The following is a 22,717-nucleotide window of genomic DNA, read 5'->3' on the forward strand; positions in this document are numbered from 1 at the left end:
GCGGAGAACGCCTCCGCGTTTGCGACACGTGAGTAAGGCAGGTGCACTGCCCGCCTCAGCGCCCAACGCCAGCGGCGGGCTCTCATGAGTTGCGTCAGTGGCGAAGCGTACCAAGGCACCTCCGGCCAAAGCGCCGGAAGCCGCGCCCATGCCGGGCTTCATCAGCCCGCAGCTGGCGATCCCGAAGATGAAGCCGCCTTCGGGGGCTCGGTGGATTCACGAGATCAAATACGACGGCTACCGCATCCAGCTCCGCATTGACGGCGACGACCGCAGAGCCTTGACGCGGAAAGGTTTGGATTGGACGAACAAGTTTTCCACCATTGCGGGCGCCTTCGACATCCAGGGACAGGCGATCGTGGATGGCGAGGTCGTGGTCATCCACGAGGATCGTCCCAGCTTCGCCGAGCTGCAGGCCGATCTCGCAAGGGGCGATCAGGATCGCCTGCTGTACTTCGCCTTCGATCTCCTGTGGCTCGATGGGCGAGACCTTCGGAACTTGTCCCAGCTTGCCCGCAAAGAGCTGCTGAAGCAGCTGATCGAGAGCCACAAGCTGGAGAAGCCGATCGTCTACAGCGAGCACCATGTCGGGGACGGGCAGGCGTTGTTCGAGGCCGCAAGCAAGCTCAACTACGAAGGCATCATCTCGAAGCGGGTTGACGCGCCGTACCGGTCGGACCGGGTCGAAGCCTGGCAGAAGATCAAGGCTGTCCAGCGCGAGAAATTTCCCGTGGTCGGGTTCATCAAAGATCCCTCCGGCGTCGCGGCGCTATACCTCGGCAAGCAGGAGGGCAAAGAGCTGCGCTACATGGGCAAAGTCGGGACCGGCTGGTCTCGAACCAAGTCCGCGGAGATCCGCAAGGCACTGGAGACCGTCGTCAGCCCCAAAACCAAGCTCACCAAGCCCGTCAGTAAGCCGAAGGCCACCTGGGTCGAGCCGAAGTTCTACGCTGACGTGGAGTATCGCGACATCACATCCGAAGGGTTGTTGCGCGCCAGCTCATTCAAGGGGCTGAGCAAAGGAACGCGCCGTTCCTAGCTGCGTTTTAGCTTCCACAGTATGCGTGGAGTACCGGCCGTGAAACCGGATCGCGTGAGGGCAGCCGTCAAGCAGGCCCAGGCCATTCTCGCAAGCTATGTCGAGCCGGGGGCGCGCGACGGCAACAAGACAATCAATGATCTGCTGGATGTTCTCGATGACGAAGAGCTGATCGAGGCCATGGAGAGGGAAGATGCGCAAGGCACTGGCAGAACTGAGTGAGGACGAACGTGACGTGTTGCTTTATCTGGCCGACCTCGGCACTGCAGCATGTCTCTCGGGCCTGATCGTCAGCATCCTCAAGCTCATAGGCGATCTGTTCTGACAAAGCCTGATTGCCCGATCTGGCTTGGCATCGGCTTTGTGTGCGAGAGCCATCCCGGTCGCGCTCGGAGTCCTTTTCGGAGGCCTCTAATAGTGGTCGCTGGCCAACAAGCGGGAGCCGGCCGGACTTGCACCGTGCTCGTCGACCTCATGGGTTCGAGCAAGTCGGCGTGGGGCTACCACGGGAAAGTCCGCTGAAAGTCCGCTAGCGAACAACGCCTGCCGCATCGTCGTCCTCGTTCGGCAAGAGCCAATCGATCGCAAGCAGGCCGGCCTCAAGTAGAACGAAGGCAACAATGCCGCCGAGCAGTCCGAAGAACACAATCGAAAAGGTTGCGAGCATGATCGCGCAGAAGACGTCGGCAAGCACCTTGTAAGTGCGTTGCGCCTGGTCCTGCTTGGGCATGAAGTACGGCATCCCGGCTCCTCCAGCATTTGGGTCAGCCTAGTCAAAACGAGCGGCGATCGTCTGTTCCCTATGGAAGGTAGGGCTACCCGCGCACTCGCACGCGTGCATCCGTCTGGGCGGGTGCGACGTAAGGGCGGCGCAGGCGGCACAATTCCTACTTCTCAGTCCAACGTCGGACTCGACTTTACGTTCCGTTTTTGTTCTCATGGGCCATATTCAAAATCGCGGGGCTGAACATGCCGGACCTGGACGTTGTCAGGCGGGAGATCGAACGGATGCGCATCCGGATGGGAAGGCAGAGGAAGGAGATCCTCCAATTGCAGCGGGCGGGAGTCGGGACGGCCTCGGCCGAAGCGCTGCTGTCGCGGATGGAAGCGAAGATTGAAAGTCTTTGCGCCCAGCGGGACGCGCTGAAGAGCGCGCAGCCGCGCCAGACCAAGGGCAGGGTGCTCGGCGGGAGGACATGGTGAGCAGGCGTTGGTTCGACGATGAGAGAGAGCTATCGCCCTTCCTGACCGCGCTCGAGGATGTTCGCCGAAGAGCGACGCGGGAAGGGTGGTGCTATGCCCACGTCCAGGCCATCATCGTGGCCATCGACCAGTACGCGGAAGCTGCGACCGGTAATCGCGAGTATTTCCTGAACAAGCCGGTTTCAATTGGTGAAAGCCGGAAGGCCGGGGACGTTCGGTGAGGGGCGGTTCTACTGCGGACAGGCCGAGTGGTTACGGCGGTTGAACCCCGCTGACGACCGACGCGACCTATTGCCATGCTTCAAGGCCTGCTCAGCGCGATCGCGGAGATGCTCCTGTCTGCCGCATGGAGCGCCACCGCCCGATTTTTCGGTCTGGAAAACGTCGTCGAAAGCGTGACGGCGGTCTTCGGGCTCGGCTGCATCGTGATTGGCTTCACGGTGTTCGTGCTGGGCGGCCAGTGAATGTGGGAAGGCTCGCCCACCCGGATCGCATCTTGCGATGCGATCCGACCTCTCCCTACGGGAGAGGTGCTCACGGCCCGCACCGATTCAATCAAAACGCATCCGCTTCAGGCTGCGATCCGTTGCTCGACCGGCGCCGTCAGGTATTTGAGCACTTCTGCATGCTCGAGGTCGGGGACCGCGATGGCCGTGTGGCTGTACATCGCATGGCTCCGCGAGTTTGCGATCTTGTCCAGGATCTCTTTGCCTTTGATGACGTGGAGGCCCATGCCGTCACCAGAGGGGAAGATCGCGAGCACGACGTCATAAGCTGCGATGACGGCTCGCAGCGCTTCGGCCTTGTCCTCGGCGATATCGACAAAAACGCGTACATCAGCCGCGAGTTCACGCAGCTCGTTAAAATCCAGCACTGTGAGGATACTCCAACGCAACGATACTGATGCGAGATTGGAGGCGTTAGGTTACCGAAGTCTCAACAAGGCGTGCCCAGTCACAAGTTTCACGATGAGGTGACTCGTCGTGCTCGCTAGCGCTTGGCTTCGTCTTTGCGAAGCCTGGCCTCCGCAGCCTCGTCCACGAGGTTCAAGGCGAGGCCGTCATAGCTCAGCTTGAGCTCACGGCCGACGATCCATGTCCATCCCGCGTGGACCTTGATCGGCTGGGCGTTGAACTGGTCGGAGATCGATTTGACGGCGGCGTCCTGCGGCCCCGGATTGTTCAACTCCGCATGGACGCGCCAGATCGGGTGCTTGGCGTCAGCGTCGTCATTATCGACCGTGACCTTGGCGCCATTGATCTCGCATTCGAGGACGTACGAGCCCCGGATCTGGCGGCAGAGGTAGCGACGTTGACTGACGAGCTTGCCGGTCTCGTCGAACGTCATCCCGGGCGAGAAACCGAAGATGTCGGATTTCTTCACGAGGGCCAGGGACGCGGGCTTCAAGAAGCTCGGCTGGATGGCGACGAGGGCGGCGATTGCAACAACGATCAAGCCGGCGATGACGATAGCGACCTTCATGAGTCCCCCACGAGAAACCTTTCGACCATATAGCAGCCGCGGCGCTCTATCAGGCCGGCAAAAGCGAAAACCCCGCCTGGGGAAAGCGGGGCTTTCTGGTGGGGTGAAGCTTAGGGACTTCAATGAGTAAGACGCGCCAGGCGGCAAATGGTTCAAAAAGAATCGGCAAATGCTGCAACATCTTTCACAGGAAGTCGGGAACCCTAGAGAACCCCTGCTTGCGTTTTGGGCCTCGATAGGCTCTAAGCCCGGTCACTTCATGACCTCTGGCATGAATTAGAAGCGCGCCTCCGCGGTCCGGCCGCGTCCACAGCAGAGTTTACGCACGCGCATCCCTTCAAAGGAATTCAGAACATGGCGAAGATGACGAAGACCCAATTGATCGATGCAATTGCGGAAGGCACGCAGCTGTCGAAGAACGACGTGAAGTCGGTGATCGAATACATGGCGACGGTGGGCTACAAGGAGCTCAACGAGTCCGGCGAGTTCGTCATTCCCGGCTTCGTCAAGATGTCGGTGGTGAACAAGCCCGCGACCGAAGCCCGGATGGGCATCAATCCCTTCACCAAGGAGCCGATGCAGTTTGCGGCCAAGCCGGCGAGCAAGTCGGTCAAGGCCTCGCCGCTGAAGGTGGCCAAGGACGCCGTCTAAGGCGCCGGCGGGCCACTTCGCGCAGCATCGCAACGGATCAGCGGCTGAAGTCGAGGTGGTGCTCGGCGATCACCACGACGATCAGGAGAAACCACAGGGCCCGCCGGCCGTCGCCTGCCGCGCAACCGCGGCTGACAAGAAAAACCCCGCGCTTTCGCACGGGGCTCTCTTGGCCGACGGCGTTGGGATTTCAGCGCCTGGCCGCCGGCTACGTTCGTAACGTAAGGTTGAAAATCCAAAAAGCAACAGCGCCGCGATGACGGAGTATGTTCGTCAGGCGGCGCTGCCGTATGACTGGGCCCTGAAATCCCCAGCCTCCATGGGTCCCGCGCAGCGCGGAAAAGGTTCAAGCCGCCGTGCCCCTGTGGAATTTCGGGGAGGGGCTGGACTTTTTGTTCTCATTTTGTTCTAGTCAATCATCTTCTCTTGGAGGTGATTCATGACCGTCGAGAAACAGCGCGAAGTGATCAGGCTCTGGAACGAGCTCAGGAAGCTCGAAGGCCCGGCTGCAGAGGAGCTGCGCATCCAGATCCTGGAATGCTTTTCGGAGAAGGGCAAAGCAAAGCGGGCGGCGTGAGTGGATCGGCGAGAGTCGACGCAACGTGCGACGGAACGAACGTGTGAAGTCACGCGTTCGCGCAGCATGACGTGCCCGCAATGCGCCAAGCCGATGACGGCAAACTCACCCAACAGCTTTCGGTGCGAGTCGTGCCGCGAGATCGTCATCGTGTTCACAGTCTAAATTCTTGCCGCCGAAAATTTTGCCGCCGAAGAGTCCTGTGCCGGTGGCGGCGCCCGCTTTCATCGATCGTTAGGATTCGCATCTCTCTGATTTTTCCGACTCCGATTCGTTCTTTGCGAACGAAATGGAGTCGGATGCAGAACAAGCCGTGCCTTCTGTATCGATGCGGGACATGTCGGTCACGGCTGGCTTTTGCAGGCAGTCGTTTGTTGCGACCGCGACTCGCGGCTGCGCCAGGACAAACTGTCGGTGCCGCAGCGATCGACCTCACGTGATCGGGCACTCGCCGCGCGCGCTCACACCACTTGTTAAGAGTTGCTCCGCGCCGATTTCTTCGATTCCGATTCGCTCTTCGCGAACGAAAGGGAGTCGAAGCTGGAACAAAGGCGGTCGTCGAGCCGGGGCGACGCAACGCCTAACGAAACCTTGTCCGAAAGCCGATAACCCTATTCGGTTAGGTTAAAAGCCCAATCGCGTTGCGCTTGCCGCTACTTGGGATAGGTGTGGCAACGACAATCAAGAAGCGATTTTGCGAAGAAGCCATTTTGTCATGACGCCATTTTCAGAGCCGTCCTTTCATCAAGGCGATCGCCACACCTACCGGCGCGTCGCCATCGTCGGCACGCTCTTCTGTCTCGCTTTCGTGGGGATCAGCTTCTCGCTGCGGCCGCAGGCCGAGGACACCCGTGTCGCGGTCAAGGCCGATCGGCTGGTGCGCACGGCAGGGCAGGCGCTGCACGCGAACTAGCGCTTCTCGCCGCAGATCCGGTCGTTCGCGGACGTATCCCGGAACGTGCCGCCGCGCGTCGCGAGCGCCACGAAACCGGCATAACCGCACAGGTTGAGCAGGACTTCGAGCCACGCGGGCATGTCGGGCCTCTTCTGCCTGAAGACGACTTCAACGTGTGCGCGAAAATCTTGTTCCGCGCTCACAAAAAGAAACGTCTTTCGGTGCCGCGAGGAAGGATCGAACTGCCGGCCGAAGGCCGCAACGCTGGCGGCCGCTATGGTCTGCTGCATCTCTCCTGCGAAACTAAAAAACCCCGCCAGCACCGCGGAGGATGCTGACGAGGTCTTCGTGCTGTCGCCTCAACCCGGATGGCGGAGGCTTCCGCACTTGCGATGTCAATCGGCGCAGCGAGCGTTCGTTCCCGCGGGTTCACGGTTTTTTTGACCGTTTTCGGTTCCGCACTGCGCGCAACCATCGCAGGCCCTCGCAGTTGTCCCGCGAGACGCGCGAAGGAGGAAAATCATGAAGAAGACACTGGCAGTTCTGGCCACCGTCGCAGCCGTCGGCGTAACCGCGGTCGCGGCGCCTGCGCCAGCCGAGGCGCGCGGCCGCGGCATCGGTCCGGGCCTCGCATTCGGCCTTGCCGCCGGCGCAATCACGGCGGGCGCAGTCGCAGCATCGCATCCCTATGGCTATTACGGGCCGGGCTACGGCTATTATGACGACCCGGGCTACTATTACGGACCGGGTCCCTACGCCTATTATGGCGGCGGACCGTACTACCGGCACCACTACTGGCGGCACTGGTAGCGAGTTTTAAAGCGAAAAGCCCGGAGCGAGGCTCCGGGCTTTTTTCGTTCGTGTGCGCGTGACGTCACGCCCTACGGCCAGAGCGAGGGACGTTCGACCTTGCGGGCATTCTCGAGCGTCGACACGAAATATTCCTCGCGCTCGCGCTTGAACTTCTCCTGGGTGGCGCGGAAGGCGGCAACACGGGTGGCAATCTCCTCGCGTTCGCGCGCTTTGCGTTCTTCATCTTCGGTCATATCCATCCCCTCTGTTCGCACCTGTTTCCACTGACCTCGAGCACTGCCGCCGCATCGCGCTGCGAGTCGGATTCGATACATCCATTGGGGCTCCCGAATGGGGCGTCAATGGGGAGGAGGCATTGCAGGATTGTGATATGCGATGGGCAGCAGGAATTGCCGAGTCCTGTTTCTGTTCGCTCTTTTCGCCACGGTGGATCAGAGCGTCAATTATCTTGCCGCTTGTCTTGCAGCGAGCGCAACACACATCGGGAGCAGCGCGTGATAGCATCGGACCTTGGCAGCGGCGTTGAACGGCTCGGCGACATGATCGCCGAAGCGAAGCGAATCGTGCCGTTCACCGGTGCCGGCATCTCGACCGAATGCGGCATCCCGGATTTCCGCTCGCCGGGCGGCATCTGGACGCGCAACCGTCCAATCCCGTTCGACGAGTTCGTGGCGAGCCAGGATGCGCGCGACGAATCCTGGCGCCGGCGCTTTGCGATGGAGGAGGTGTTCGCGGCGGCAAAGCCGGGCCGCGGCCACCGCGCTTTGGCCTCGCTCTACCGCGCGGGCAAGGTTCCCGCCGTCATCACCCAGAACATCGACAATCTGCACCAGGCCTCGGGGCTGGCTGCCGAGCACGTGATTGAACTTCACGGAAATACTACTTATGCGCGATGTATCGGATGCGGGCAGGCCTATCAACTCGACTGGGTGAAGCGCCGTTTCGATGCGGAGGGCGCCGCGCCCAATTGCACCATGTGCGACGAGCCGGTGAAGACCGCCACGATTTCGTTCGGCCAGATGATGCCCGAGGATGAAATGCAGCGCGCAGCTGCGCTGTCGCAGACCTGCGACCTCTTCATCGCGATCGGTTCCTCGCTGGTGGTGTGGCCGGCAGCGGGCTTTCCGATGATGGCGAAGAACGCCGGCGCACGACTTGTGATCATCAATCGCGAGCCGACCGAGCAGGACGACATCGCCGACCTCGTGATCCATCACGACATCGGCGAAACGCTCGGGCCCTTTGCCGGCAATTGAGGCATCAATTTGATTCGCGGCTGTGCAAGCTGTTCATAGGTTCCGGCGAATCTCTTTTTTGTCTATGCCTCGCAACCGGGAGTGTTATCTTTTGAGTCGAAAGATTCGCGTCGCGTCGAATTGAGAACATTCTCTTAAGACGCGTGATTCGAGCGCCGCCAAAATGGCGGGTTGCATGGCAGTGTGGGGTCCGGGGTTATGGGGTCGTCGGACGGATTTGAGTCCAAGAAGGTCGGAGTTCCCGTGGGCGAGCACGGCAGCGGTCGCGACAGCGCGCTCAGCCCCTTCACCGGACTGGGTGAGGGCAGCGCCAACCTCGTCGAGGTTCACGGCGTCATCAAATGGTTCGACGCCTCAAAGGGCTACGGCTTCATCGTGCCCGACAATGGCTGGCCCGACGTGCTGCTGCACGTCACCGTACTCAGGCGCGACGGCTTCCAGACTGCTTACGAGGGCGCCCGCATCGTCGTTGAGTGCGTCCAGCGCGCCAAGGGCTATCAGGCATTCCGCGTGGTCTCGATGGACGAATCCACCGCGATCCATCCGGCGCAGATGCTGCCGCCGCGCACGCACGTCACGGTCACCCCGACCAGCGGCCTGGAGCGGGCCCAGGTCAAATGGTTCAACCGGCTGCGCGGCTTCGGCTTCCTGACCTGCGGCGAGGGCACGCCCGACATCTTCGTGCACATGGAGACACTGCGCCGCTTCGGCATGACTGAGCTGCGTCCCGGCCAATATGTGCTGGTCCGATTCGGGCCCGGCTCCAAGGGCATGATGGCGGCCGAGATCCATCCCGAGACCGGGTCGCCGGGCTTGCAGTCGCACTAAAGTCTTATCGGTTCTGATTGAATCAGAACCGAAGCTCTAGATTCTTGTTTTGACGCGTTTTCTTCACGCGAACCGGTATCCACTTCGCTTGAAAACGCTCTAAAGGCATCAATTCCCGCAATCGTGAGCAGAGGCGTGCCGGCCAGCCAGCGCGCCTCTGGCTTTTCCGGCGACCGTTGCGTAAGGACTGTTCCAGGTCCCACGCCCCGAGAGCCCCCATGAATTCTGATCGAAAGGCCGTCTGGTCCGTTGCGAAGGGCTGGCTTGCCGCCATCCTCGTCGTTGCCGGCATGGCGGTCGCAATCGGATCTGTCCGCGCCGCGAGCTTCCAGCCGCTCGAGATCGTCACCAGAAACGGCGTGCAGGTGTTCTCGGTCGAGATGGCGACGACCGAGCAGGAGAAGCAGACCGGCCTGATGTACCGCAAGGAACTGGCCGACGGCAAAGGCATGCTGTTCGACTTCAATCCCGAGCAGGAAGTGTCGATGTGGATGAAGAACACCTACGTCTCGCTCGACATGATCTTCATCCGCGCCGACGGCCGCATCCTGCGCATCGCCGAAAACACCGAGCCGATGTCGACCAAGATCATCTCCTCCCAGGGGCCGGCCCGGGCGGTGCTGGAGGTGGTGGCGGGAACAGCGCAGAAATACGGCATCCGTCCTGGCGACCGGGTCGCCCATCCGCTGTTCGGCAGCAAATAGGCGCCCGGGAACGGCGTCATTGGCGCCTTGCTGGCGCGCCGGGAAGCGTGTATCGACGGGGCTCGCCGGACATTCGGGGTATAGCGCAGCCTGGTAGCGCGGCAGTTTTGGGTACTGCAGGTCGTTGGTTCGAATCCAGCTGCCCCGACCAATAAAATCAATCACTTAGCGTAATATTTTGCAGCTTTGTCTTCCCAGATTTTCCGATTGGAAAGATTATGGGAAGACTGGAATGCCGGTTGATATCGCGGAGATCTCGGACCTGATTGCCGAGGGACGGAAGTTCACCTGGGACAACTTCGCGGAAAAGAGCCCTCGCCATGGTGGCGCCGTCCGTCGCGTGGCTTGTTTGGCTGGACCGCGTGAACGCGGTCACCGCACAGATGGAGCCCTCTGTGATCAGCTCGATGATCGTAGAAGGCTCAAAGATGGTCCTGGTTGGATACCTTGACGATCGTTTTTACCGTGCCAAGAAGCTGCTTCTCAATGGCCTGGAAGCTGTGCTGGTTCGCGCGAACCGAACGATCCCCGCGTCAGATCGTGTTGTCTCGCTGAGCCACAACTCGCCTGAGCAGCAACAGGCGCTTGAAAAGCTCGATGAGCTCGTCGCCGCCGTCAAAGAGACGAACGATTTTCCGGGCGAGCCAGAGGAGAGGGAGCAGATCGTCGCCGAGTTATCTGCCGGCCGTCGGTTGCTGGAGGCGGCGCGAGTGCGCGTCGCTGCGGTGCGCGAGACACTTGCTCCAACCTTGAAGTGGATCGGAGAAAAGGCGGGCGGGGCGGTTATCGGCAAGCTGGCCGCAGACGTTTGGCAATACCTTGCCCACCTTCACATCTTCTAAGTGAGTCAATTTGACTCAGGAACATCGCGTCCGCCGGTTCCCATGGTGCCCTCGGGTCAGAGGGGGGCAGATCATGGATGCGGTGTCGACGGTGGGATGGATCGTCCTTGCGGTCGTTTTCGTGGGAGTTGTGGCCGCCGCCGGCCGGCGAGGGTGAGGGGCCTAAAAGTAGGGCCAGGCCACTGAGCGGCCTGTTTTGGTGTCGAGCACCTTCACGCACTCATCGGCGCTCGCGGTATCGTCGCAAACCCACTTGAAGCGTCCGGGAGGGTATTTCGACATCTTTGAGAGTCCGCCCTCGTACGGGAGGTCATGGGCTTCATATGCCTGTTCGGCGAGCTCCAGTGCCCGATAGATCCCCCCTTTGTCGATCGTGTTGGTTCTACCCGCGGTCCAAGGCGCATCATGTACAGCCCTGTTGCACGCCTCCACGTAGAGCTTGGCCTTTGCCCGCCTGATCTCCGGCTCGTGCTTGACCATGAGTGCGACTCCTTGAACGGAGCCTATCACGAAAGAAAACGCGGGACCTGCGCGGCGGCGATCAGGGTGAGACTCCAGCGACAATCAAGGTGAGACTGCGCCGATGGGGACGGACCGAAGGGAGGGCGTAGCCCGACCGGAGGACCGTCCCCATCGGCGTCGCGCGTTTTTGGACCCGTCTGGCGGCTGGGCGGGGCTGGTGCAAGCTTTTGATTCGTCTCGACAAGAGGGAATCGATGCCTTGCCTGGCCTTCACATCACCGACCACCAGATGAGGCTGTACATGACCTACCGACTGACATTGTCCCCCGAAGCGGCCGCGGCCAAGGCGGGGTTCTCGAAAGCGAGTGCGTATCGGATTGAGGGCGATGCGCGCCCGCCATCGCAGAAGAAGGCGCCGAGGGGCCGGCGACGATCCGATCCACTCGCGCCCTATTGGGACGCCGAGATCGTTCCGATCCTGAAGGCTGCTCCCGGCATCCGCGTGATCGGTGTGCTGGACGAACTGCGCCGGCGGCATCGCGACCTCAACCCCAACATCCGACGCACGCTGGAGCGGCGCATCAATGCGTGGCGGGCGCTCAACGGCCCCGAACAGGACGTGATCTTCCGCCAAGAGCACGAGCCCGGGCGGCTGGGTCTGTCCGACTTCACCGACGTGAGCGCGCTCGGCATTACCATCGTAGGTGAGCCACTCGATCACCGGCTCTATCACTTCCGGTTGGCGTTCTCCGGCTTCGAGCATGCCCATGTCGTGCTCGGGGGCGAAAGCTTCGTCGCCCTGGCGGAGGGCTTGCAGAACGCCCTGTGGGCGCTTGGCGGCGTTCCACGGGAGCATCGCAGCGACAGCCTATCGGCGGCGTTCCGCAATCTGGCGGCTGACGCGCGTGAGGATCTGACACAGCGCTACGCTGCGCTGATGGGCCACTATGGCATGGCACCAACACGCAACAATGCGGGCATTGCACACGAGAACGGCTCGATCGAGAGTGCGCACGGCCATCTCAAGCGCGCACTGGAAGATGCGCTGTTGCTGCGGGGGACGCGCGACTTCGCCAGTCTCGATGCCTACCGGGCTTTTGTCGACGAGATTGTCGGCCGGCGCAACGCCAATCTCGCCAAGCCGATCGCGCTCGAGAAGGAGGCATTGGCGCCGCTGCCGAAAGGCCGCACGACCGACTTCGACGAGAAAGTGATCCCGGTGACGTCGTCAGGCGGCTTCATCCTGCGGCGCGTGTTCTACACCGTTCCTTCAAGGCTGATTGGCCATCGCCTGCGTGTGCGCATCTTCGACGACCGGCTCGAATGCTTCCTCGGCGTCACGCCGGTTGTGACGTTGCGGCGCGGTCGGCCTGTGTCGGAGAGCCAGGGCGGGCATGTCGTCGATTATCGGCACGTCATCCATGCCCTGCGGCGCAAGCCGATGGCGCTCCTCAACCTCGTCTATCGCGACCAGCTCTTCCCGCGCGCCGCTTACAGACGCCTGTTCGAGACCTTGCGGGAGCACGGTGACGATCGGCGCGCCTGCAAGGTGACGGTCGAACTTCTAGCGCTGGCCCACGAGCGAGCCTGCGAAGCCGAGCTCGCCAAGGCGATCGCGATGGATCTGGACGCCGGACAGTTACCCGATCTTGCCGCGCTGCGCGACCGCTTCCGACCCGAGGCGGCCTCGATCCCGCGCGTCGCCGTCAAGCTGGCGCCGCTCGACGTCTACGATGAACTCGCCTCCGTCAGCGTCATGTCGGGCCGCTCGAATCTGGGAGAGGCAGCATGACCAGCATCGCCACCTCCGTCGATGCTGCTCGTGTCGAGTTGCTTCTCAATGAGCTCCGCCTGCCGGGCGTCAAGGCGATCTGGCCGAAGCTCGCCGCACAGTCGGACAAGGAAGGGTGGCCTGCCGCCCGCTTCCTCGCCGCCCTTGCCGAGCACGAGGCATCCGATCGTACCCGCCGTCGGATCGAGCGACACATGGTGGAAGCGCGTTTGCCCGCCGGCAAGACGCTCGCCACCTTCGACTTCGAGAGCGTGCCGATGCTATCAAAGGCACAGGCGATGGCGCTCGCTGCCGGCGACGCCTGGTTGAAGGCCGGCGCCAATTTGCTCTTGTTCGGTCCACCGGGCGGCGGCAAGACCCATCTCGGCGCGGCGATCGGCCTGGCTCTCGTCGAGAACGGTTGGCGCGTTCTCTTCGCGCGCACCACTGATCTGGTGCAACGGCTGCAGGTCGCGCGGCGCGAGCTGGCGCTGGAGTCCGCGATCGGCAAACTCGATCGCTATGACCTCCTGATCCTCGACGACATCACATATGTGAGCAAGGATCAGGCGGAAACCAGTGTGCTGTTCGAGTTGATCGCCGCCCGCTACGAACGACGCTCGCTGCTGATCACGGCCAATCAGCCATTTGGCGAATGGGGGCGTATCTTCCCGGACCAAGCAATGACGTTGGCTGCCATCGATCGTTTGGTCCACCACGCCACGATCCTCGAGATGAACGTCGAAAGTTACCGTCGAAAAGTTGCCCTCGATCGCAAGCGCGGTCCAGGCCGGCCGCCTGTTCACACTACCCCCAACGAACTCGACAAGACTGCGATTGACGCTGGCAGCGCCGCTTGATTGTCGCGCAGCGTCAATCAACGCTTGCCAAGCCGGCGGCCAGCGTCAATTATCTCCTGACTCGGCCGCCTCGTCTCATCTTGATTGACGCGCCGCTCTCATCCTGATTGTCGCGCTATAGCGGGACCGAAGCCCCGCGCCCTTCTTCTGAGCCTAAATGCGCCTCTTCAGTGGAGGGGACTTCGGCTGGCTGAGAGCCTTCCTGAGCCGAACCTCTGCGTCGCGTAGCTGCTGCTCGGCTTTCCACTTCTCGATAATGGCGTCGAGCGCCTGTTGGCCCGCCCGATTAATCCTCATTTGACCTCCTCATCTGAATGATTGGGGCCTCCTATAGGGTGCACGGGAAGTCAGAAATCAAGCAACATGACGATCGCGCCGATTGCGAAATCACGTGTTTGGGCTCTGCGCGAAGCCCGCAAACGCCGATACATGCAGTCCGGCTGGTCCTGGAGATAAGGAAGGCCCGCCAGCGCGGCGGGCCTTCCGTTCATCGCCTCGCGGTCGTGCGCAGCCAGCCGCTGCCGGTTGCGCTTCCTGTGCGATCGGCGCCGGCGCTTCATGGCTTGCCCCCATTCCGTAGGCGTCCCGGAAGCGCGTGCGCGTGGTCCGAGATGATCTGCGTGACGCGGTGCATCCCATCGATGGCCATACCCGCATCAGGTTGCGCCAACATCACGACGAGCAAATCAAAATGCTTCAGGAACTGGAGGATCTAAGAGAGAAGGTCCGGCTCGGCGAGGCCGCACGAGTGTTGCACTAAGCCTTTACGGTCCGGCCCTTCTGGTGCCCCAGGTAGGAACGCTGCAGCCTGGTACCGCATTCGGCTGGTATGGAGCGGTTCTCTGTACCTTTCATAGTGGCCGCCGCATTCATCATCGGCGTCATCGCTGGCTATGCCATTAGGGCGCTCATTTCCGCAAGGCATCGAGCAGCGGCCCGCCGCCGGCGCCGTGATTTCAAATGACGCATAGTGGGTAGCCATGCAGAAGCCGGCTGCAGCCCCAAAGCCGGCGAAGCGGCTCCTGAGTCGCGGCAGATCAAAGGACCAATCAATCCACCGCTCGTTGCCCCGCGTTGCCCTTGCGCTCGCCCCGCTGATTTTCTTCCATCCGCGTCCAGGGGGCGCTCGGCGCGTTTTAGTCTCTCGCCGCCCCCCGTAAATTTCCCAATATCGCTCGCATCGAGCTCATTCGATCATTGCGAGATGAGATCGTCGAAGCCAAAGGGATGGACTGAGGCTGAGCGGAAGCGGCTTGCGTGGCTGGCGCGTCGTCGCGTCGTATCGGAGATAGCGGCGGCGCTCGGTCGGCACACCGGCTCCGTGAGGCGAATGGCGCGCGCAATGGGACTTATTCTGAAAAAATAATCTTGCCCACCTTCTAGCCTTATCCTTGCGCCCGGCCTCGGTCACACCCGTGAATAGGTAGGATAAGCGGGAATCCCTCTGCTTGTATACGCCGCCGCGTGTCATGCTCCGTCGCGAGTCGCGGGCGGATATATGACCGAAAGTGCTATCTTCTCCAGGAAAGCAAGGCGGATGTGGGGGCTCGACTTACATGGCTGGGAGACGGCCATGCTCATATCACTGGGATTTGCCGCACTGGCCGCCGTCGCGGTTGGGATAGCAACCACGGCTGTAGTGCGACTGCAACATCTCGAAGCCGAAGAAGCTACGAGACAACTGGAAGCCTACAAATCCGAGGCCGCGACAAAGATCTCGGCAGCCGATGCCAAAGGACAAACCGCCGAAGCGGAGGCGGCAAAGGCGCAAGCGCAGATCGAGGAAGCGCGAGCGCGCCAAAAAGAGGCAGAGCTGAAGCTGGAGCAATTGCGTAAACAGATCGCTCCGCGGCGCTTGAACCGTGAAGAGTTTATCAGCGATCTCAGTACACAGCCCAAAGCACCGACTGAAGTCATGTACCTGCGCGATGATCCGGAAAGCTTCGAGTTTGCGCAGGAGATTGCCTTCGCGATGCAGGAAGCGGGATGGGAAATCACATCGAGGCGACCAATCCCGCCCTCCATGGACCCTGACGCCATAACCGCGATGTCTGTTGGCGGACAACCTTCGGGAGTGACCGTGGTTACCAGTTCCCTGGGAGAAGGAGAAATCACCGCGAGCTTTAACGCGATGGTTGGGCGACCTTGGGTGAAAACTGCGTTCACCGTGCTGTCGAATGCTCTTCAGAAATCGCTCGGCGGAATAGCAACGAGCGCGGGCGGACCAAATAGCCCCGCTCCTGGGACGCTTCGAGTCGTGGTGGCTCCGAAGAAACGCTAACGAAACTCCCCTTGCTCGCGGGGCGGTTGCTCTTGGTAGCGATTCAGGATGGAATCGGGGACGGAGCTAGCACCGGTCCACATCACTGCGTGCCGCCGCAGATGATCTCGACGGTTGCCGGATCGTAGGCGCTGCCCGCCAAACTGATGGCGTAGAATGGAAAGGCGCTCCCCGAGCGCCCGGAGGGGGTGCTCGTCCATTGTCCCGTAATGGCCGCCTTGTCCACCGGAACTGCCTGCTTTGGTACTGCAGGTCGTTGGTTCGAATCCAGCTGCCCCGACCAGTTCCGACATGTACCCCAAGAATGCCCAGGCCGATGCCTCTTGCCTCGGGATTCGGGGGCCGCCTCAAGACAGCAGCCAATCGACGAGGCGCCAGGCGAACCAGGCGAGGGCGCAAATCCAGCCCAGCATCGCGATTGCCGCGAGGCCGAGCCCGCCGAGTGCGAGCAGCGAGCTTCCGGCCTCCGGCGTCTCGACGAAGTTCCTCAGGCGTATCGACCTGGCTCACGGCCTCCGCTGGCCTTGCCTTCTGCCGTTCATTGATCTCTGCTCGTTCGTGGAAATTCACCGGCCGCGCTCCAGTTCACATGGACGTGAGACGCCGTCCGTGCAGGCGGGCGCACGCTGATCGCGGACACTCTCGGATGCCCCGGACAGGCGGGAAAAAGCTGCAACGCGTGGCGTAGTGATTGGTTGCCGTCGTCTGGGCCGAAAGGCGCGGCGGAAGCCTTCGCACATTCTCCTTTCAGCGCGACTTCGGCGCGATCTTTCAAGCCATTGCAGCCCTCAGAGCAGCGCAGAATTGCCGGACGCTCATCGAACCTTCTGCGCGGCGCCACAGACATATGCGTGTTGGGGATTTCAGCGCCCAATGCCTAAACGGACGCCGCCAAGCGATGATACTCCGCTTGCGCGGCGTTGCGCTTTTCAGGCGTCACTTTTTCAGATCTGGCCCGTCAGCTCGAGGCGTGCCAGCCGGCCGGAAACGGCACGAACGGCCAGACTGTCTCGTTGTCGTTGGCGGCCTTCGGCGGCTGCTGGGACGGTGTCTTTGCGATCGGGACAGACGTTGTCGATCGCAGCGCCAAGCGCAGACATGCACATTGCAAATTCATTGTGGTCGTCCTGGCCAGTCAATTCTTTTGAAAATATGTGTCGGCTTAAAAACACCGCGCGTCCTCAAAACGGCGCGCTCTCAAATCGCGCACGCACTCTAGAAAAGTCGACGCCGGCTTTCAACCAATCTCGCCGTTTGCGCACGAGAAGTAAGGTTGATCAGTTAGGTTAAGGGCGAGCGGTTGTTGCGGGCGCCTTAGTTGCTGTTATCAGATCGAGCACGGCTCGCGATGGGCTGCCTGAAATCCGTGCTCACACAGATCACTGTTCGTGGCAGCGCGCGTAGCAGCCGAGCTCTGCGCCAGTGAGTTCTGCCATGTCTTCCGATCGCAACTCCAAAACCGCCGGTCCGCAGTCGAGTTGGACCGAGATTTGGCATCTCTGGACCGTGATCGTGCCGCGCCGCTCGATCAACGGACAGCTCGTCTACGGCAAGGTCTGGCGCCGCCACGACGGCCGCGACTGGATCTACAAGAAGTTCACCGAGTTCGACGGCGAAGAGGCGGCCTGACGCGGCATCGGCGCCGCGTCACCATCAGGCGGCCTTCGCCGCAGCCGGCTTTGACGGCGGCGGCTTCAACGGCTTGTCCTGCTTCTTCGACCACGAGATGTAATAGGCCACCGTCGTCATGATCGCGACGCCGGCGATGCTGACGAAGAGCTGCGCGAACAGCGAGCCCGAGCTCATCGACAGCTCGAAATGGCCGACGAAGGATAGGAACACGCCGACGCAGAACACCGCGAGCGACTGCTGACCGCAGACGATCAGCGGATCGAACACCTTCCACTCCAGGCCCGGCCATTCCTTCGGCACGAAGCGGATCACCAGGATCACGATCACGACGAAGTGGATGAAGCGGTAGGGCGCCAGGTTGGTCTTGTCGTTCGGGTTGAAGGCCGAGAACAGCCATTGCGGGAACATGCCGCCCAAGGTCGGGAAGCGGCCGGCCATGGTCATGATCAGCGCGAAGGCGAGATAGGCGAGGCAGAGGTAGAGCGTGATCGGCGCGTTGATCAGCGTCATCGAGCGCCGCGCGCCGCCCAAGGCGCACCAGGCCCCGAACACGAACAGCACCTGCCAGCAATACGGGTTGAAATACCACTGGCCGGCCGGATAGGCCGTCAGATTCCAGCCGAAATGGCGCGCGGCCAGCCACAGCACGATGGACAGCGCCATCGTCAGGTCGGGCTTGCGCAGCATGAACCACAGCACCGGCGGGAACAGTCCCATCAGCACGATGTAGAGCGGCAGCACGTCGAGATTGAGCGGCTTGAAGCGCAGGAACAGACCCTGACGCAGCGTCTCGGTGGCGTTGTCGACGAGACCGGCGACGTTGAACTCGTTGATCATCTCGGAATCGCCGAAGCGCAGCGCGAGATAGCTGATCGAGGCGATGTAAATCACGAACAGGATGATGTGGGCGACATAGAGCTGCCAGACCCGCTTGGTCAGCCGTGTGGCGCCGACGACGAAGCCGCGCTCCAGCATCATCCGCGCATAGACGAAGGACGCGGTGTAGCCGGAGATGAAGACGAACAGGTCGGCGGCGTCGGAAAAGCCGTAATTGCGCGTCGTAACCCAGTTCACGACGTTGTCGGGGATGTGGTCGAGGAAGATCGCCCAGTTCGCGACACCGCGAAACAGGTCGAGCCGGAGGTCGCGCCCCTTTTCGGGAAGCGTTGCGCTGATGTTCAGGAAGGCCATGCGACGGGAGCTTTCGGAAGGAACAAATACGCTGATGTCGGGGAGCCAGTGCCGCCGGGCGGGGTCCCGGCGCGGAAGGCGGGTACGCAATTGTCACGGTGCAGCATAATGACTATACCCATAGGTAGGGCACCCGGGGAGCCGGAATCACCGAACACTTCCCGAACGGTGTCTCTATACTATCCCTGAGATTTCCACCAACTGCCACCGTGACGCATCCAGTTCGAACGAAAAGACGAAGAGGCCCGGACCACCCATGACCGCACGCATTTTCAAGCCCGCCAAGAACGCGATGCAATCCGGCCGGTCCAAGACGAAAGAATGGCAGCTCGATTACGAGCCGGAGCAGCCGCGTTCGGTCGAGCCGCTGATGGGCTGGACCTCGTCCGGCGACATGAAGCAGCAGATCACGCTGCGCTTCCACAGCAAGGAAGAGGCGGTCGCCTATTGCGAGCGCAAGGGCATCGCCTACCAGGTGATCGAGCCGCAGGAGTCGGTGCGCCGGCCGGCCGCCTATGCCGACAATTTCTCGTTCCGCCGCGGCGAGCCCTGGACGCATTGAGGGCCCAACCCGGCGTCAAAGACTTCCGTCATGGCCGGGACAAGGCCTGGCCATGACGGCGGGAAGATATTCCGCTCACACATTATAAACCTCGCATCCGACCATCCCACGCCGCGGATCAGCTACCACGCCGGCTCCGGCCCTTGGCAGCTATTCCGCCGCATGCTTCGCTGCCGCACATGACAAGCTCATGGGCGAGGTGGGTATGGCGGGGCGTGACCAGCTCGACGGCGTCGATCTGAAGATATTGTCCGAACTGCAGCAGGACGGGCGGGTTCGCAACAATGAGCTGGCGCTGCGGGTCGGGGTGTCCGCACCCAACTGCCTGCGGCGGCTGAAATCGCTGTTCAGCCGCGGCGTGATCCGGGCGGTGCGCGCCGTCATCGACGAGCGGCGGCTCGGCTATGAGGTGGTATCGTTCGTCTCGATCCAGCTCGGCAGCCAGGCCCAGCCCGTGCTGGAGGCGTTCGAGAGCTCGATTGCCGCGATCCCGCGCATCCAGCAGTGTTGGCGGATTTCGGGCGACACCGACTATCTCCTCAAATGCGTGGCGCCAAGCGTCGAGAGCATGCGCCAGCAGCTCCTGCATTTCGCCGCGATGCCGAATGTGAAGAACGTCCGCAGCTTTCCGGTGCTGGGCGTCGCGAAGGACGTGCCACTGCCGTTGCAGGAGGTCGCCGCGGTATCGGCGGGCTAGGGACGCTGCGTTGCAGGCGCCGTCACCGCCAGGCTTACGAAAATTCCGACGGAGCGCTACCCTGCCATACGTCCCGACTTCGGCACTATAAGGATGACTAAATCACCTAACTGTGACATGTGATTTCGGAAGTCCTGCGATGCGCTGAACCGTGATTGTCGGTTCGGGGTCGCCGCCTAGATCCAAGGTGCGAACCTCGGCCTGCATCGCGTGCCGAGGCCTCTTTTGTGGGACCCTGAGCCAGGAAAAGAACCATGACCTCGACTTCGAAGACGTTTGTCGCATCCGCTGCGACGCTGTTTGCATCCGCGTTTCTCATGATGACCGCACCCGCCGCGCGTGCAGACGATTTCTGCATTACCAACGGTGCCCAGGCCGCTCACGGTTGCGGCTATCCGACCATGGAAGCCTGCCGGGCCGCTGCCGGCGGCATCGGCGGCACCTGCTCGCAGAGCGGTGGTGCGAAGACCTCGAATGACGCGCTGGCCTACCAGCCCAAGCAGACGCGGTCGCGTACCAAGCTTCGCCCGGGCGCGCAGACCAACTCGAACTAACGGCTGAATTCTAACCGGTTTCGAAAAACACGGCCTCCGGGGGTCATCTCGGGGGCCGTCATTTTGTGGCAGTGAGGCGACAGTCCCTCAGCGATACCGCCCGCGAAACTCGCGCGGGGAGGCGCCGGTCCAGGTACGGAAGGCACGCGAAAAACTCTTCTCGTTGCGGAATCCGGCAATTTCCGCGATCCGCTTGATCGGCGTGCGGCCGCGCATCAGCTCCTGCTTGGCGAGCTCGAACTTTGCCTCTTCCTTGAGTTCGCGCAGCGAGGTGGCCTCTTCGCGCAGGCGCCGATGCATGGTGCGGGTGGACAGCGCCAGCTCGCGCGCGACATCCTCGGCGCCGAGACTGCGTCCGCGCGCGTTGCGGAGCACCCGGCGCACGCGCTCGACAAGAAGCCGGTCGCGCCGATAGGGCAGCACCGTCAGCCGCAAAGCGCCTTTGAGCATGTTATCGAGGTCGGCGGCGCTGCGCGTGAGCGGCAGCGACAGATAATGCTTGTCGAAGATGATCGCGGCGCGGTCCGCGTCGAAGCGGATATTGCGGCAGAAGATGGTCGGGTAGACCGAGACGTGGCTGGGCTGGGGGTAAGGAAATTCCGCCGCGCGCAAGGCGATCGCGGAATCGACCGCCCAGCAGGAGAAGCCGAGGACGTAGCGGAGCAGGGTGACGAGGCAGAATTCGCGTAAGCCGCCGAGATCGCGCTGCTCCCGGATGGAGACGACCGCGGTCTCCTCACTGAGCTCGAGATCGAGCAGCACGTCCTCGGTGAGCAGGCGGTGATGCCGGCACCAGCGCTTGAGCGCCACCTCCAGCGTCGGCGCCGTGATCGAGGCGCGGCACAGCATGCCATAGGTGCCCCATGGCAGCCGGCGCGAGAACCAGCCGAGCGCCTCGTCGTCGAGCTCGCGCATGGCATGGCCCGCCAGGGCCTCGAACTGGGCGGCCGTGATCCGCCCACCCGGAGAATTGACAAGGTCCGGCGCTACCTGACCCCGGCTCAGCGCCTCCGCCGGATCGCGGCCGTATCGTTCATAAGCGGCGACCACACCGCGGACGAAGGCGGCGGGGGTCATGGCACGGCGCGGGATCGCGGTGGCGGCTTGAAAAGGCATCGGAATTCCCTCGGAAAATCCTCGCCAAGTTTGGCGGAAAATGCAACCTTTTCGACCGCAAGAGCGCCGGAGCCCCGCTAGGTTCGGATGCCAAAATACGGAGGAATCGCCTTGAACATCCCGAGCATCGATTTCGATTTGGGCGAAGACATCGGCATGCTGCGCGACACGCTTCGCGCCTTCGTGGAGGCGGAGATCACGCCGCGCGCTGCCGACATCGAGAAGGCCAATCTATTTCCGGCGGACCTCTGGAAGCGCTTCGGCGACCTCGGCCTGCTCGGCATGACCGCGCCGGAGCAATATGGCGGGTCCAACATGGGCTATCTCGCCCATATCGTCGCCATGGAGGAGATTTCGCGCGGCTCGGCTGCCGTGGGGCTCTCCTACGGCGCCCATTCCAACCTCTGCGTCAACCAGATCCGCCGCAACGGCAACGACGCGCAGCGCCAGCGCTATCTGCCGAAGCTGATCTCCGGAGAGTATGTCGGCGCGCTCGCGATGTCCGAGCCCGGCGCCGGTTCCGACGTGGTCTCGATGAAGCTGCGTGCCGACAAGCGCGGCGATCGCTACGTGCTCAACGGCTCGAAGATGTGGATCACCAATGGCGGCGATGCCGACGTGCTCGTCGTCTACGCCAAGACCGATCCGGAGGCCGGTCCGCGCGGCATGACCGCCTTCCTCATCGAGAAAGGCTTCAAGGGGTTTACCCACGGCCAGCATCTCGACAAGCTCGGCATGCGGGGCTCCAACACCTATCCCTTGTTCTTCGACGAATGCGAGGTGCCGGAGGAGAACGTGCTCGGCAAGGTGGGCGAGGGCGTCAAGGTGCTGATGTCCGGCCTCGACTATGAGCGCGCGGTGCTCTCGGGCGGCCCGCTCGGCATCATGGCGGCCTGCATGGATGCGGTGGTGCCCTACATGCACGAACGAAAACAGTTCGGCCAGCCGATCGGCGATTTCCAGCTGATGCAGGGCAAGCTCGCCGACATGTATTCGACCTGGCAGGCCACGCGCGCCTATGTCTACGCCGTGGGGCGTGCCTGCGACCGCGCCGACCACGCGCGCAGCTTGCGCAAGGATGCGGCTGCCGCGATCCTCTATTCCGCGGAGAAGGCGACGTGGATGGCGGGCGAGGCGATCCAGGCGCTCGGCGGGGTCGGCTACACCAGCGAATTCCCGGTCGGACGTCTGTGGCGCGACGCCAAACTCTACGAGATCGGCGCCGGCACCTCGGAGGTTCGCCGCATGCTGATCGGCCGCGAGCTGATGGCCGAGACGGCTTAAAGAGTTCACCTCATTGG

General features: G+C 62.2%; 34 protein-coding genes and 1 tRNA gene. 23 read left to right on the forward strand and 12 right to left on the reverse strand.

The features are described 5' to 3' along the window. Window positions 1–97: 97 nt before the first annotated feature. The 3 genes from ligD to LRP30_RS44970 are packed head-to-tail and all read left to right on the forward strand — an operon-like array spanning window position 98 to window position 1,364. Complete coding sequence (gene ligD, locus LRP30_RS19435) at window positions 98–1,039, forward strand: non-homologous end-joining DNA ligase (RefSeq protein ID WP_249761393.1); 942 nt, start codon at window positions 98–100, stop codon at window positions 1,037–1,039. Between the two features lie 39 nt (window positions 1,040–1,078). Continuing rightward, complete coding sequence (locus LRP30_RS19440; RefSeq protein ID WP_128934033.1) at window positions 1,079–1,261, forward strand: hypothetical protein; 183 nt, start codon at window positions 1,079–1,081, stop codon at window positions 1,259–1,261. Beyond that, window positions 1,233–1,364: a hypothetical protein gene (locus tag LRP30_RS44970; RefSeq protein ID WP_256477664.1), complete on the forward strand. Its 132-nt coding sequence runs from the start codon at window positions 1,233–1,235 to the stop codon at window positions 1,362–1,364. Before LRP30_RS19440 ends, LRP30_RS44970 begins: the two co-directional genes overlap by 29 nt. Before the next feature lie 204 nt (window positions 1,365–1,568). On the opposite strand, the gene LRP30_RS19445 is transcribed toward LRP30_RS44970, so the two are convergent. After that, window positions 1,569–1,781, reverse strand: a complete 213-nt coding sequence (locus LRP30_RS19445; protein WP_128944363.1) for a hypothetical protein — start codon at window positions 1,779–1,781, stop codon at window positions 1,569–1,571. A gap of 227 nt (window positions 1,782–2,008) precedes the next feature. Here LRP30_RS19445 and LRP30_RS19450 point away from each other — a divergent pair, with 227 nt between their 5' ends. The 3 genes from LRP30_RS19450 (at window position 2,009) to LRP30_RS19460 (ending at window position 2,706) form a co-directional block, all read left to right on the forward strand. Beyond that, the gene (locus LRP30_RS19450; RefSeq protein ID WP_091887825.1) at window positions 2,009–2,242 is read left to right on the forward strand and encodes a hypothetical protein; all 234 of its coding nucleotides are present in this window, start codon (window positions 2,009–2,011) and stop codon (window positions 2,240–2,242) included. Further along, window positions 2,236–2,463, forward strand: coding sequence for a hypothetical protein (locus LRP30_RS19455; protein ID WP_091887823.1), 228 nt, complete (start codon window positions 2,236–2,238; stop codon window positions 2,461–2,463). Before LRP30_RS19450 ends, LRP30_RS19455 begins: the two co-directional genes overlap by 7 nt. 75 nt (window positions 2,464–2,538) lie before the next feature. After that, window positions 2,539–2,706 (forward strand): hypothetical protein, encoded by a 168-nt coding sequence (locus tag LRP30_RS19460; RefSeq protein ID WP_249761394.1) that lies wholly within the window; start codon window positions 2,539–2,541, stop codon window positions 2,704–2,706. Between the two features lie 107 nt (window positions 2,707–2,813). On the opposite strand, the gene LRP30_RS19465 is transcribed toward LRP30_RS19460, so the two are convergent. Both LRP30_RS19465 and LRP30_RS19470 read right to left on the reverse strand, forming a co-directional pair. Beyond that, window positions 2,814–3,116, reverse strand: coding sequence for a hypothetical protein (locus tag LRP30_RS19465; RefSeq protein ID WP_091887822.1), 303 nt, complete (start codon window positions 3,114–3,116; stop codon window positions 2,814–2,816). A 116-nt stretch (window positions 3,117–3,232) separates the two neighbouring features. Then, window positions 3,233–3,724: a hypothetical protein gene (locus LRP30_RS19470; protein WP_249761395.1), complete on the reverse strand. Its 492-nt coding sequence runs from the start codon at window positions 3,722–3,724 to the stop codon at window positions 3,233–3,235. 354 nt (window positions 3,725–4,078) lie between these two features. On the opposite strand from LRP30_RS19470, the gene LRP30_RS19475 reads away from it, so the two are divergent. Further along, complete coding sequence (locus LRP30_RS19475) at window positions 4,079–4,375, forward strand: HU family DNA-binding protein (RefSeq protein ID WP_008558895.1); 297 nt, start codon at window positions 4,079–4,081, stop codon at window positions 4,373–4,375. 37 nt (window positions 4,376–4,412) lie between these two features. On the opposite strand, the gene LRP30_RS44975 is transcribed toward LRP30_RS19475, so the two are convergent. Then, the gene (locus LRP30_RS44975) at window positions 4,413–4,535 is read right to left on the reverse strand and encodes a hypothetical protein (protein ID WP_256477665.1); all 123 of its coding nucleotides are present in this window, start codon (window positions 4,533–4,535) and stop codon (window positions 4,413–4,415) included. A gap of 279 nt (window positions 4,536–4,814) precedes the next feature. Here LRP30_RS44975 and LRP30_RS19480 point away from each other — a divergent pair, with 279 nt between their 5' ends. Together LRP30_RS19480 and LRP30_RS19485 are read left to right on the forward strand one after the other, a co-directional pair. Next, on the forward strand, window positions 4,815–4,952 hold the full coding sequence (locus LRP30_RS19480; RefSeq protein WP_008558897.1) for a hypothetical protein: 138 nt from the start codon (window positions 4,815–4,817) through the stop codon (window positions 4,950–4,952). Between the two features lie 715 nt (window positions 4,953–5,667). Then, window positions 5,668–5,865 (forward strand): hypothetical protein, encoded by a 198-nt coding sequence (locus LRP30_RS19485; protein WP_249761396.1) that lies wholly within the window; start codon window positions 5,668–5,670, stop codon window positions 5,863–5,865. Here LRP30_RS19485 and LRP30_RS19490 read toward each other — a convergent pair. Then, the gene (locus LRP30_RS19490) at window positions 5,862–6,170 is read right to left on the reverse strand and encodes a hypothetical protein (RefSeq protein ID WP_128944358.1); all 309 of its coding nucleotides are present in this window, start codon (window positions 6,168–6,170) and stop codon (window positions 5,862–5,864) included. The two genes, LRP30_RS19485 and LRP30_RS19490, sit on opposite strands and share 4 nt — an antisense overlap. A gap of 199 nt (window positions 6,171–6,369) precedes the next feature. On the opposite strand from LRP30_RS19490, the gene LRP30_RS19495 reads away from it, so the two are divergent. Further along, window positions 6,370–6,657, forward strand: a complete 288-nt coding sequence (locus tag LRP30_RS19495; RefSeq protein ID WP_128934027.1) for a hypothetical protein — start codon at window positions 6,370–6,372, stop codon at window positions 6,655–6,657. A gap of 71 nt (window positions 6,658–6,728) precedes the next feature. Here LRP30_RS19495 and LRP30_RS19500 read toward each other — a convergent pair whose 3' ends face one another. Next, complete coding sequence (locus LRP30_RS19500; RefSeq protein ID WP_164935006.1) at window positions 6,729–6,893, reverse strand: hypothetical protein; 165 nt, start codon at window positions 6,891–6,893, stop codon at window positions 6,729–6,731. Between the two features lie 261 nt (window positions 6,894–7,154). On the opposite strand from LRP30_RS19500, the gene LRP30_RS19505 reads away from it, so the two are divergent. The 5 genes from LRP30_RS19505 to LRP30_RS19525 all read left to right on the forward strand — a co-directional run bounded on the left by LRP30_RS19505 (window position 7,155) and on the right by LRP30_RS19525 (window position 10,290). Further along, the gene (locus tag LRP30_RS19505) at window positions 7,155–7,916 is read left to right on the forward strand and encodes an NAD-dependent protein deacetylase (RefSeq protein WP_249761397.1); all 762 of its coding nucleotides are present in this window, start codon (window positions 7,155–7,157) and stop codon (window positions 7,914–7,916) included. Between the two features lie 198 nt (window positions 7,917–8,114). Further along, window positions 8,115–8,744, forward strand: a complete 630-nt coding sequence (locus LRP30_RS19510; protein WP_164935008.1) for a cold-shock protein — start codon at window positions 8,115–8,117, stop codon at window positions 8,742–8,744. Window positions 8,745–8,962: 218 nt separating this feature from the next. Then, window positions 8,963–9,448 (forward strand): DUF192 domain-containing protein, encoded by a 486-nt coding sequence (locus LRP30_RS19515; RefSeq protein ID WP_128944356.1) that lies wholly within the window; start codon window positions 8,963–8,965, stop codon window positions 9,446–9,448. A 74-nt stretch (window positions 9,449–9,522) separates the two neighbouring features. Further along, window positions 9,523–9,599 (forward strand) — tRNA-Pro (locus LRP30_RS19520). A 169-nt stretch (window positions 9,600–9,768) separates the two neighbouring features. Next, window positions 9,769–10,290 (forward strand): hypothetical protein, encoded by a 522-nt coding sequence (locus LRP30_RS19525; RefSeq protein WP_249761398.1) that lies wholly within the window; start codon window positions 9,769–9,771, stop codon window positions 10,288–10,290. A gap of 162 nt (window positions 10,291–10,452) precedes the next feature. Here LRP30_RS19525 and LRP30_RS19530 read toward each other — a convergent pair whose 3' ends face one another. Then, window positions 10,453–10,770, reverse strand: a complete 318-nt coding sequence (locus LRP30_RS19530) for a hypothetical protein (RefSeq protein WP_249761399.1) — start codon at window positions 10,768–10,770, stop codon at window positions 10,453–10,455. Window positions 10,771–11,041: 271 nt separating this feature from the next. On the opposite strand from LRP30_RS19530, the gene istA reads away from it, so the two are divergent. Then, window positions 11,042–12,544 carry an IS21 family transposase gene (gene istA / locus LRP30_RS19535; protein ID WP_249761693.1) on the forward strand — a complete coding sequence of 501 codons (1,503 nt, stop codon included), beginning with the start codon at window positions 11,042–11,044 and terminating at the stop codon, window positions 12,542–12,544. Further along, window positions 12,541–13,383: an IS21-like element helper ATPase IstB gene (istB, locus tag LRP30_RS19540; RefSeq protein WP_249756397.1), complete on the forward strand. Its 843-nt coding sequence runs from the start codon at window positions 12,541–12,543 to the stop codon at window positions 13,381–13,383. Before istA ends, istB begins: the two co-directional genes overlap by 4 nt. 347 nt (window positions 13,384–13,730) lie before the next feature. Here istB and LRP30_RS19545 read toward each other — a convergent pair whose 3' ends face one another. Further along, complete coding sequence (locus LRP30_RS19545) at window positions 13,731–13,943, reverse strand: hypothetical protein (RefSeq protein ID WP_249761400.1); 213 nt, start codon at window positions 13,941–13,943, stop codon at window positions 13,731–13,733. 1,013 nt (window positions 13,944–14,956) lie between these two features. On the opposite strand from LRP30_RS19545, the gene LRP30_RS19550 reads away from it, so the two are divergent. After that, a complete protein-coding gene (locus tag LRP30_RS19550; RefSeq protein WP_249761401.1) occupies window positions 14,957–15,664 on the forward strand; it encodes a hypothetical protein in 708 nt (235 codons plus the stop codon). 82 nt (window positions 15,665–15,746) lie between these two features. On the opposite strand, the gene LRP30_RS19555 is transcribed toward LRP30_RS19550, so the two are convergent. Both LRP30_RS19555 and LRP30_RS19560 read right to left on the reverse strand, forming a co-directional pair. Further along, window positions 15,747–15,890: a hypothetical protein gene (locus tag LRP30_RS19555; RefSeq protein WP_249761402.1), complete on the reverse strand. Its 144-nt coding sequence runs from the start codon at window positions 15,888–15,890 to the stop codon at window positions 15,747–15,749. 718 nt (window positions 15,891–16,608) lie between these two features. Further along, window positions 16,609–16,836 carry a hypothetical protein gene (locus LRP30_RS19560; protein WP_164935004.1) on the reverse strand — a complete coding sequence of 76 codons (228 nt, stop codon included), beginning with the start codon at window positions 16,834–16,836 and terminating at the stop codon, window positions 16,609–16,611. Between the two features lie 262 nt (window positions 16,837–17,098). On the opposite strand from LRP30_RS19560, the gene LRP30_RS19565 reads away from it, so the two are divergent. Continuing rightward, window positions 17,099–17,293, forward strand: coding sequence for a hypothetical protein (locus LRP30_RS19565; protein ID WP_091894901.1), 195 nt, complete (start codon window positions 17,099–17,101; stop codon window positions 17,291–17,293). Between the two features lie 24 nt (window positions 17,294–17,317). Here the strand turns inward: LRP30_RS19565 and LRP30_RS19570 are convergent, their stop codons facing one another. Further along, window positions 17,318–18,487, reverse strand: a complete 1,170-nt coding sequence (locus LRP30_RS19570; RefSeq protein ID WP_249761403.1) for an OpgC domain-containing protein — start codon at window positions 18,485–18,487, stop codon at window positions 17,318–17,320. Window positions 18,488–18,743: 256 nt separating this feature from the next. On the opposite strand from LRP30_RS19570, the gene LRP30_RS19575 reads away from it, so the two are divergent. From LRP30_RS19575 to LRP30_RS19585, 3 genes are all read left to right on the forward strand, one after another. Further along, complete coding sequence (locus LRP30_RS19575) at window positions 18,744–19,049, forward strand: ETC complex I subunit (protein WP_249761404.1); 306 nt, start codon at window positions 18,744–18,746, stop codon at window positions 19,047–19,049. A gap of 205 nt (window positions 19,050–19,254) precedes the next feature. Next, the gene (locus LRP30_RS19580; RefSeq protein WP_128944372.1) at window positions 19,255–19,746 is read left to right on the forward strand and encodes an Lrp/AsnC family transcriptional regulator; all 492 of its coding nucleotides are present in this window, start codon (window positions 19,255–19,257) and stop codon (window positions 19,744–19,746) included. A 254-nt stretch (window positions 19,747–20,000) separates the two neighbouring features. Next, a complete protein-coding gene (locus LRP30_RS19585; protein WP_128933978.1) occupies window positions 20,001–20,300 on the forward strand; it encodes a DUF3551 domain-containing protein in 300 nt (99 codons plus the stop codon). A gap of 87 nt (window positions 20,301–20,387) precedes the next feature. Here the strand turns inward: LRP30_RS19585 and LRP30_RS19590 are convergent, their stop codons facing one another. Next, window positions 20,388–21,416 (reverse strand): AraC family transcriptional regulator, encoded by a 1,029-nt coding sequence (locus tag LRP30_RS19590; RefSeq protein WP_249761405.1) that lies wholly within the window; start codon window positions 21,414–21,416, stop codon window positions 20,388–20,390. Window positions 21,417–21,527: 111 nt separating this feature from the next. On the opposite strand from LRP30_RS19590, the gene LRP30_RS19595 reads away from it, so the two are divergent. Then, the gene (locus LRP30_RS19595) at window positions 21,528–22,700 is read left to right on the forward strand and encodes an isovaleryl-CoA dehydrogenase (protein WP_061881498.1); all 1,173 of its coding nucleotides are present in this window, start codon (window positions 21,528–21,530) and stop codon (window positions 22,698–22,700) included. The last annotated feature ends 17 nt before the right edge of the window (window positions 22,701–22,717 follow it).

Source organism: Bradyrhizobium sp. C-145, from assembly GCF_023375135.1.
In the GTDB taxonomy this organism is placed as follows: Bacteria; Pseudomonadota; Alphaproteobacteria; order Rhizobiales; family Xanthobacteraceae; genus Bradyrhizobium; species Bradyrhizobium zhanjiangense.

What these genes read in the sequence shown, in the direction of transcription:
- LRP30_RS19585 (WP_128933978.1), top strand. Translation starts at nt 20,001, where the DNA reads ATGACCTCGACTTCGAAGACGTTTGTCGCATCCGCTGCGACGCTGTTT.
- LRP30_RS19450 (WP_091887825.1), top strand. Translation starts at nt 2,009, where the DNA reads ATGCCGGACCTGGACGTTGTCAGGCGGGAGATCGAACGGATGCGCATC.
- LRP30_RS19545 (WP_249761400.1), bottom strand. Translation starts at nt 13,943, where the DNA reads ATGAAGCGCCGGCGCCGATCGCACAGGAAGCGCAACCGGCAGCGGCTG.
- LRP30_RS19445 (WP_128944363.1), bottom strand. Translation starts at nt 1,781, where the DNA reads ATGCCGTACTTCATGCCCAAGCAGGACCAGGCGCAACGCACTTACAAG.
- LRP30_RS19580 (WP_128944372.1), top strand. Translation starts at nt 19,255, where the DNA reads ATGGCGGGGCGTGACCAGCTCGACGGCGTCGATCTGAAGATATTGTCC.
- LRP30_RS19460 (WP_249761394.1), top strand. Translation starts at nt 2,539, where the DNA reads ATGCTTCAAGGCCTGCTCAGCGCGATCGCGGAGATGCTCCTGTCTGCC.
- istB (WP_249756397.1), top strand. Translation starts at nt 12,541, where the DNA reads ATGACCAGCATCGCCACCTCCGTCGATGCTGCTCGTGTCGAGTTGCTT.
- LRP30_RS19510 (WP_164935008.1), top strand. Translation starts at nt 8,115, where the DNA reads ATGGGGTCGTCGGACGGATTTGAGTCCAAGAAGGTCGGAGTTCCCGTG.
- LRP30_RS19550 (WP_249761401.1), top strand. Translation starts at nt 14,957, where the DNA reads ATGCTCATATCACTGGGATTTGCCGCACTGGCCGCCGTCGCGGTTGGG.
- LRP30_RS19500 (WP_164935006.1), bottom strand. Translation starts at nt 6,893, where the DNA reads ATGACCGAAGATGAAGAACGCAAAGCGCGCGAACGCGAGGAGATTGCC.
- LRP30_RS19525 (WP_249761398.1), top strand. Translation starts at nt 9,769, where the DNA reads ATGGTGGCGCCGTCCGTCGCGTGGCTTGTTTGGCTGGACCGCGTGAAC.
- LRP30_RS44970 (WP_256477664.1), top strand. Translation starts at nt 1,233, where the DNA reads ATGCGCAAGGCACTGGCAGAACTGAGTGAGGACGAACGTGACGTGTTG.
- LRP30_RS19590 (WP_249761405.1), bottom strand. Translation starts at nt 21,416, where the DNA reads ATGCCTTTTCAAGCCGCCACCGCGATCCCGCGCCGTGCCATGACCCCC.
- LRP30_RS19495 (WP_128934027.1), top strand. Translation starts at nt 6,370, where the DNA reads ATGAAGAAGACACTGGCAGTTCTGGCCACCGTCGCAGCCGTCGGCGTA.
- LRP30_RS19575 (WP_249761404.1), top strand. Translation starts at nt 18,744, where the DNA reads ATGACCGCACGCATTTTCAAGCCCGCCAAGAACGCGATGCAATCCGGC.
- LRP30_RS19475 (WP_008558895.1), top strand. Translation starts at nt 4,079, where the DNA reads ATGGCGAAGATGACGAAGACCCAATTGATCGATGCAATTGCGGAAGGC.
- LRP30_RS19515 (WP_128944356.1), top strand. Translation starts at nt 8,963, where the DNA reads ATGAATTCTGATCGAAAGGCCGTCTGGTCCGTTGCGAAGGGCTGGCTT.
- LRP30_RS19565 (WP_091894901.1), top strand. Translation starts at nt 17,099, where the DNA reads ATGTCTTCCGATCGCAACTCCAAAACCGCCGGTCCGCAGTCGAGTTGG.
- LRP30_RS19570 (WP_249761403.1), bottom strand. Translation starts at nt 18,487, where the DNA reads ATGGCCTTCCTGAACATCAGCGCAACGCTTCCCGAAAAGGGGCGCGAC.
- LRP30_RS19470 (WP_249761395.1), bottom strand. Translation starts at nt 3,724, where the DNA reads ATGAAGGTCGCTATCGTCATCGCCGGCTTGATCGTTGTTGCAATCGCC.
- LRP30_RS19530 (WP_249761399.1), bottom strand. Translation starts at nt 10,770, where the DNA reads ATGGTCAAGCACGAGCCGGAGATCAGGCGGGCAAAGGCCAAGCTCTAC.
- istA (WP_249761693.1), top strand. Translation starts at nt 11,042, where the DNA reads ATGAGGCTGTACATGACCTACCGACTGACATTGTCCCCCGAAGCGGCC.
- LRP30_RS19485 (WP_249761396.1), top strand. Translation starts at nt 5,668, where the DNA reads ATGACGCCATTTTCAGAGCCGTCCTTTCATCAAGGCGATCGCCACACC.
- LRP30_RS19480 (WP_008558897.1), top strand. Translation starts at nt 4,815, where the DNA reads ATGACCGTCGAGAAACAGCGCGAAGTGATCAGGCTCTGGAACGAGCTC.
- LRP30_RS19455 (WP_091887823.1), top strand. Translation starts at nt 2,236, where the DNA reads ATGGTGAGCAGGCGTTGGTTCGACGATGAGAGAGAGCTATCGCCCTTC.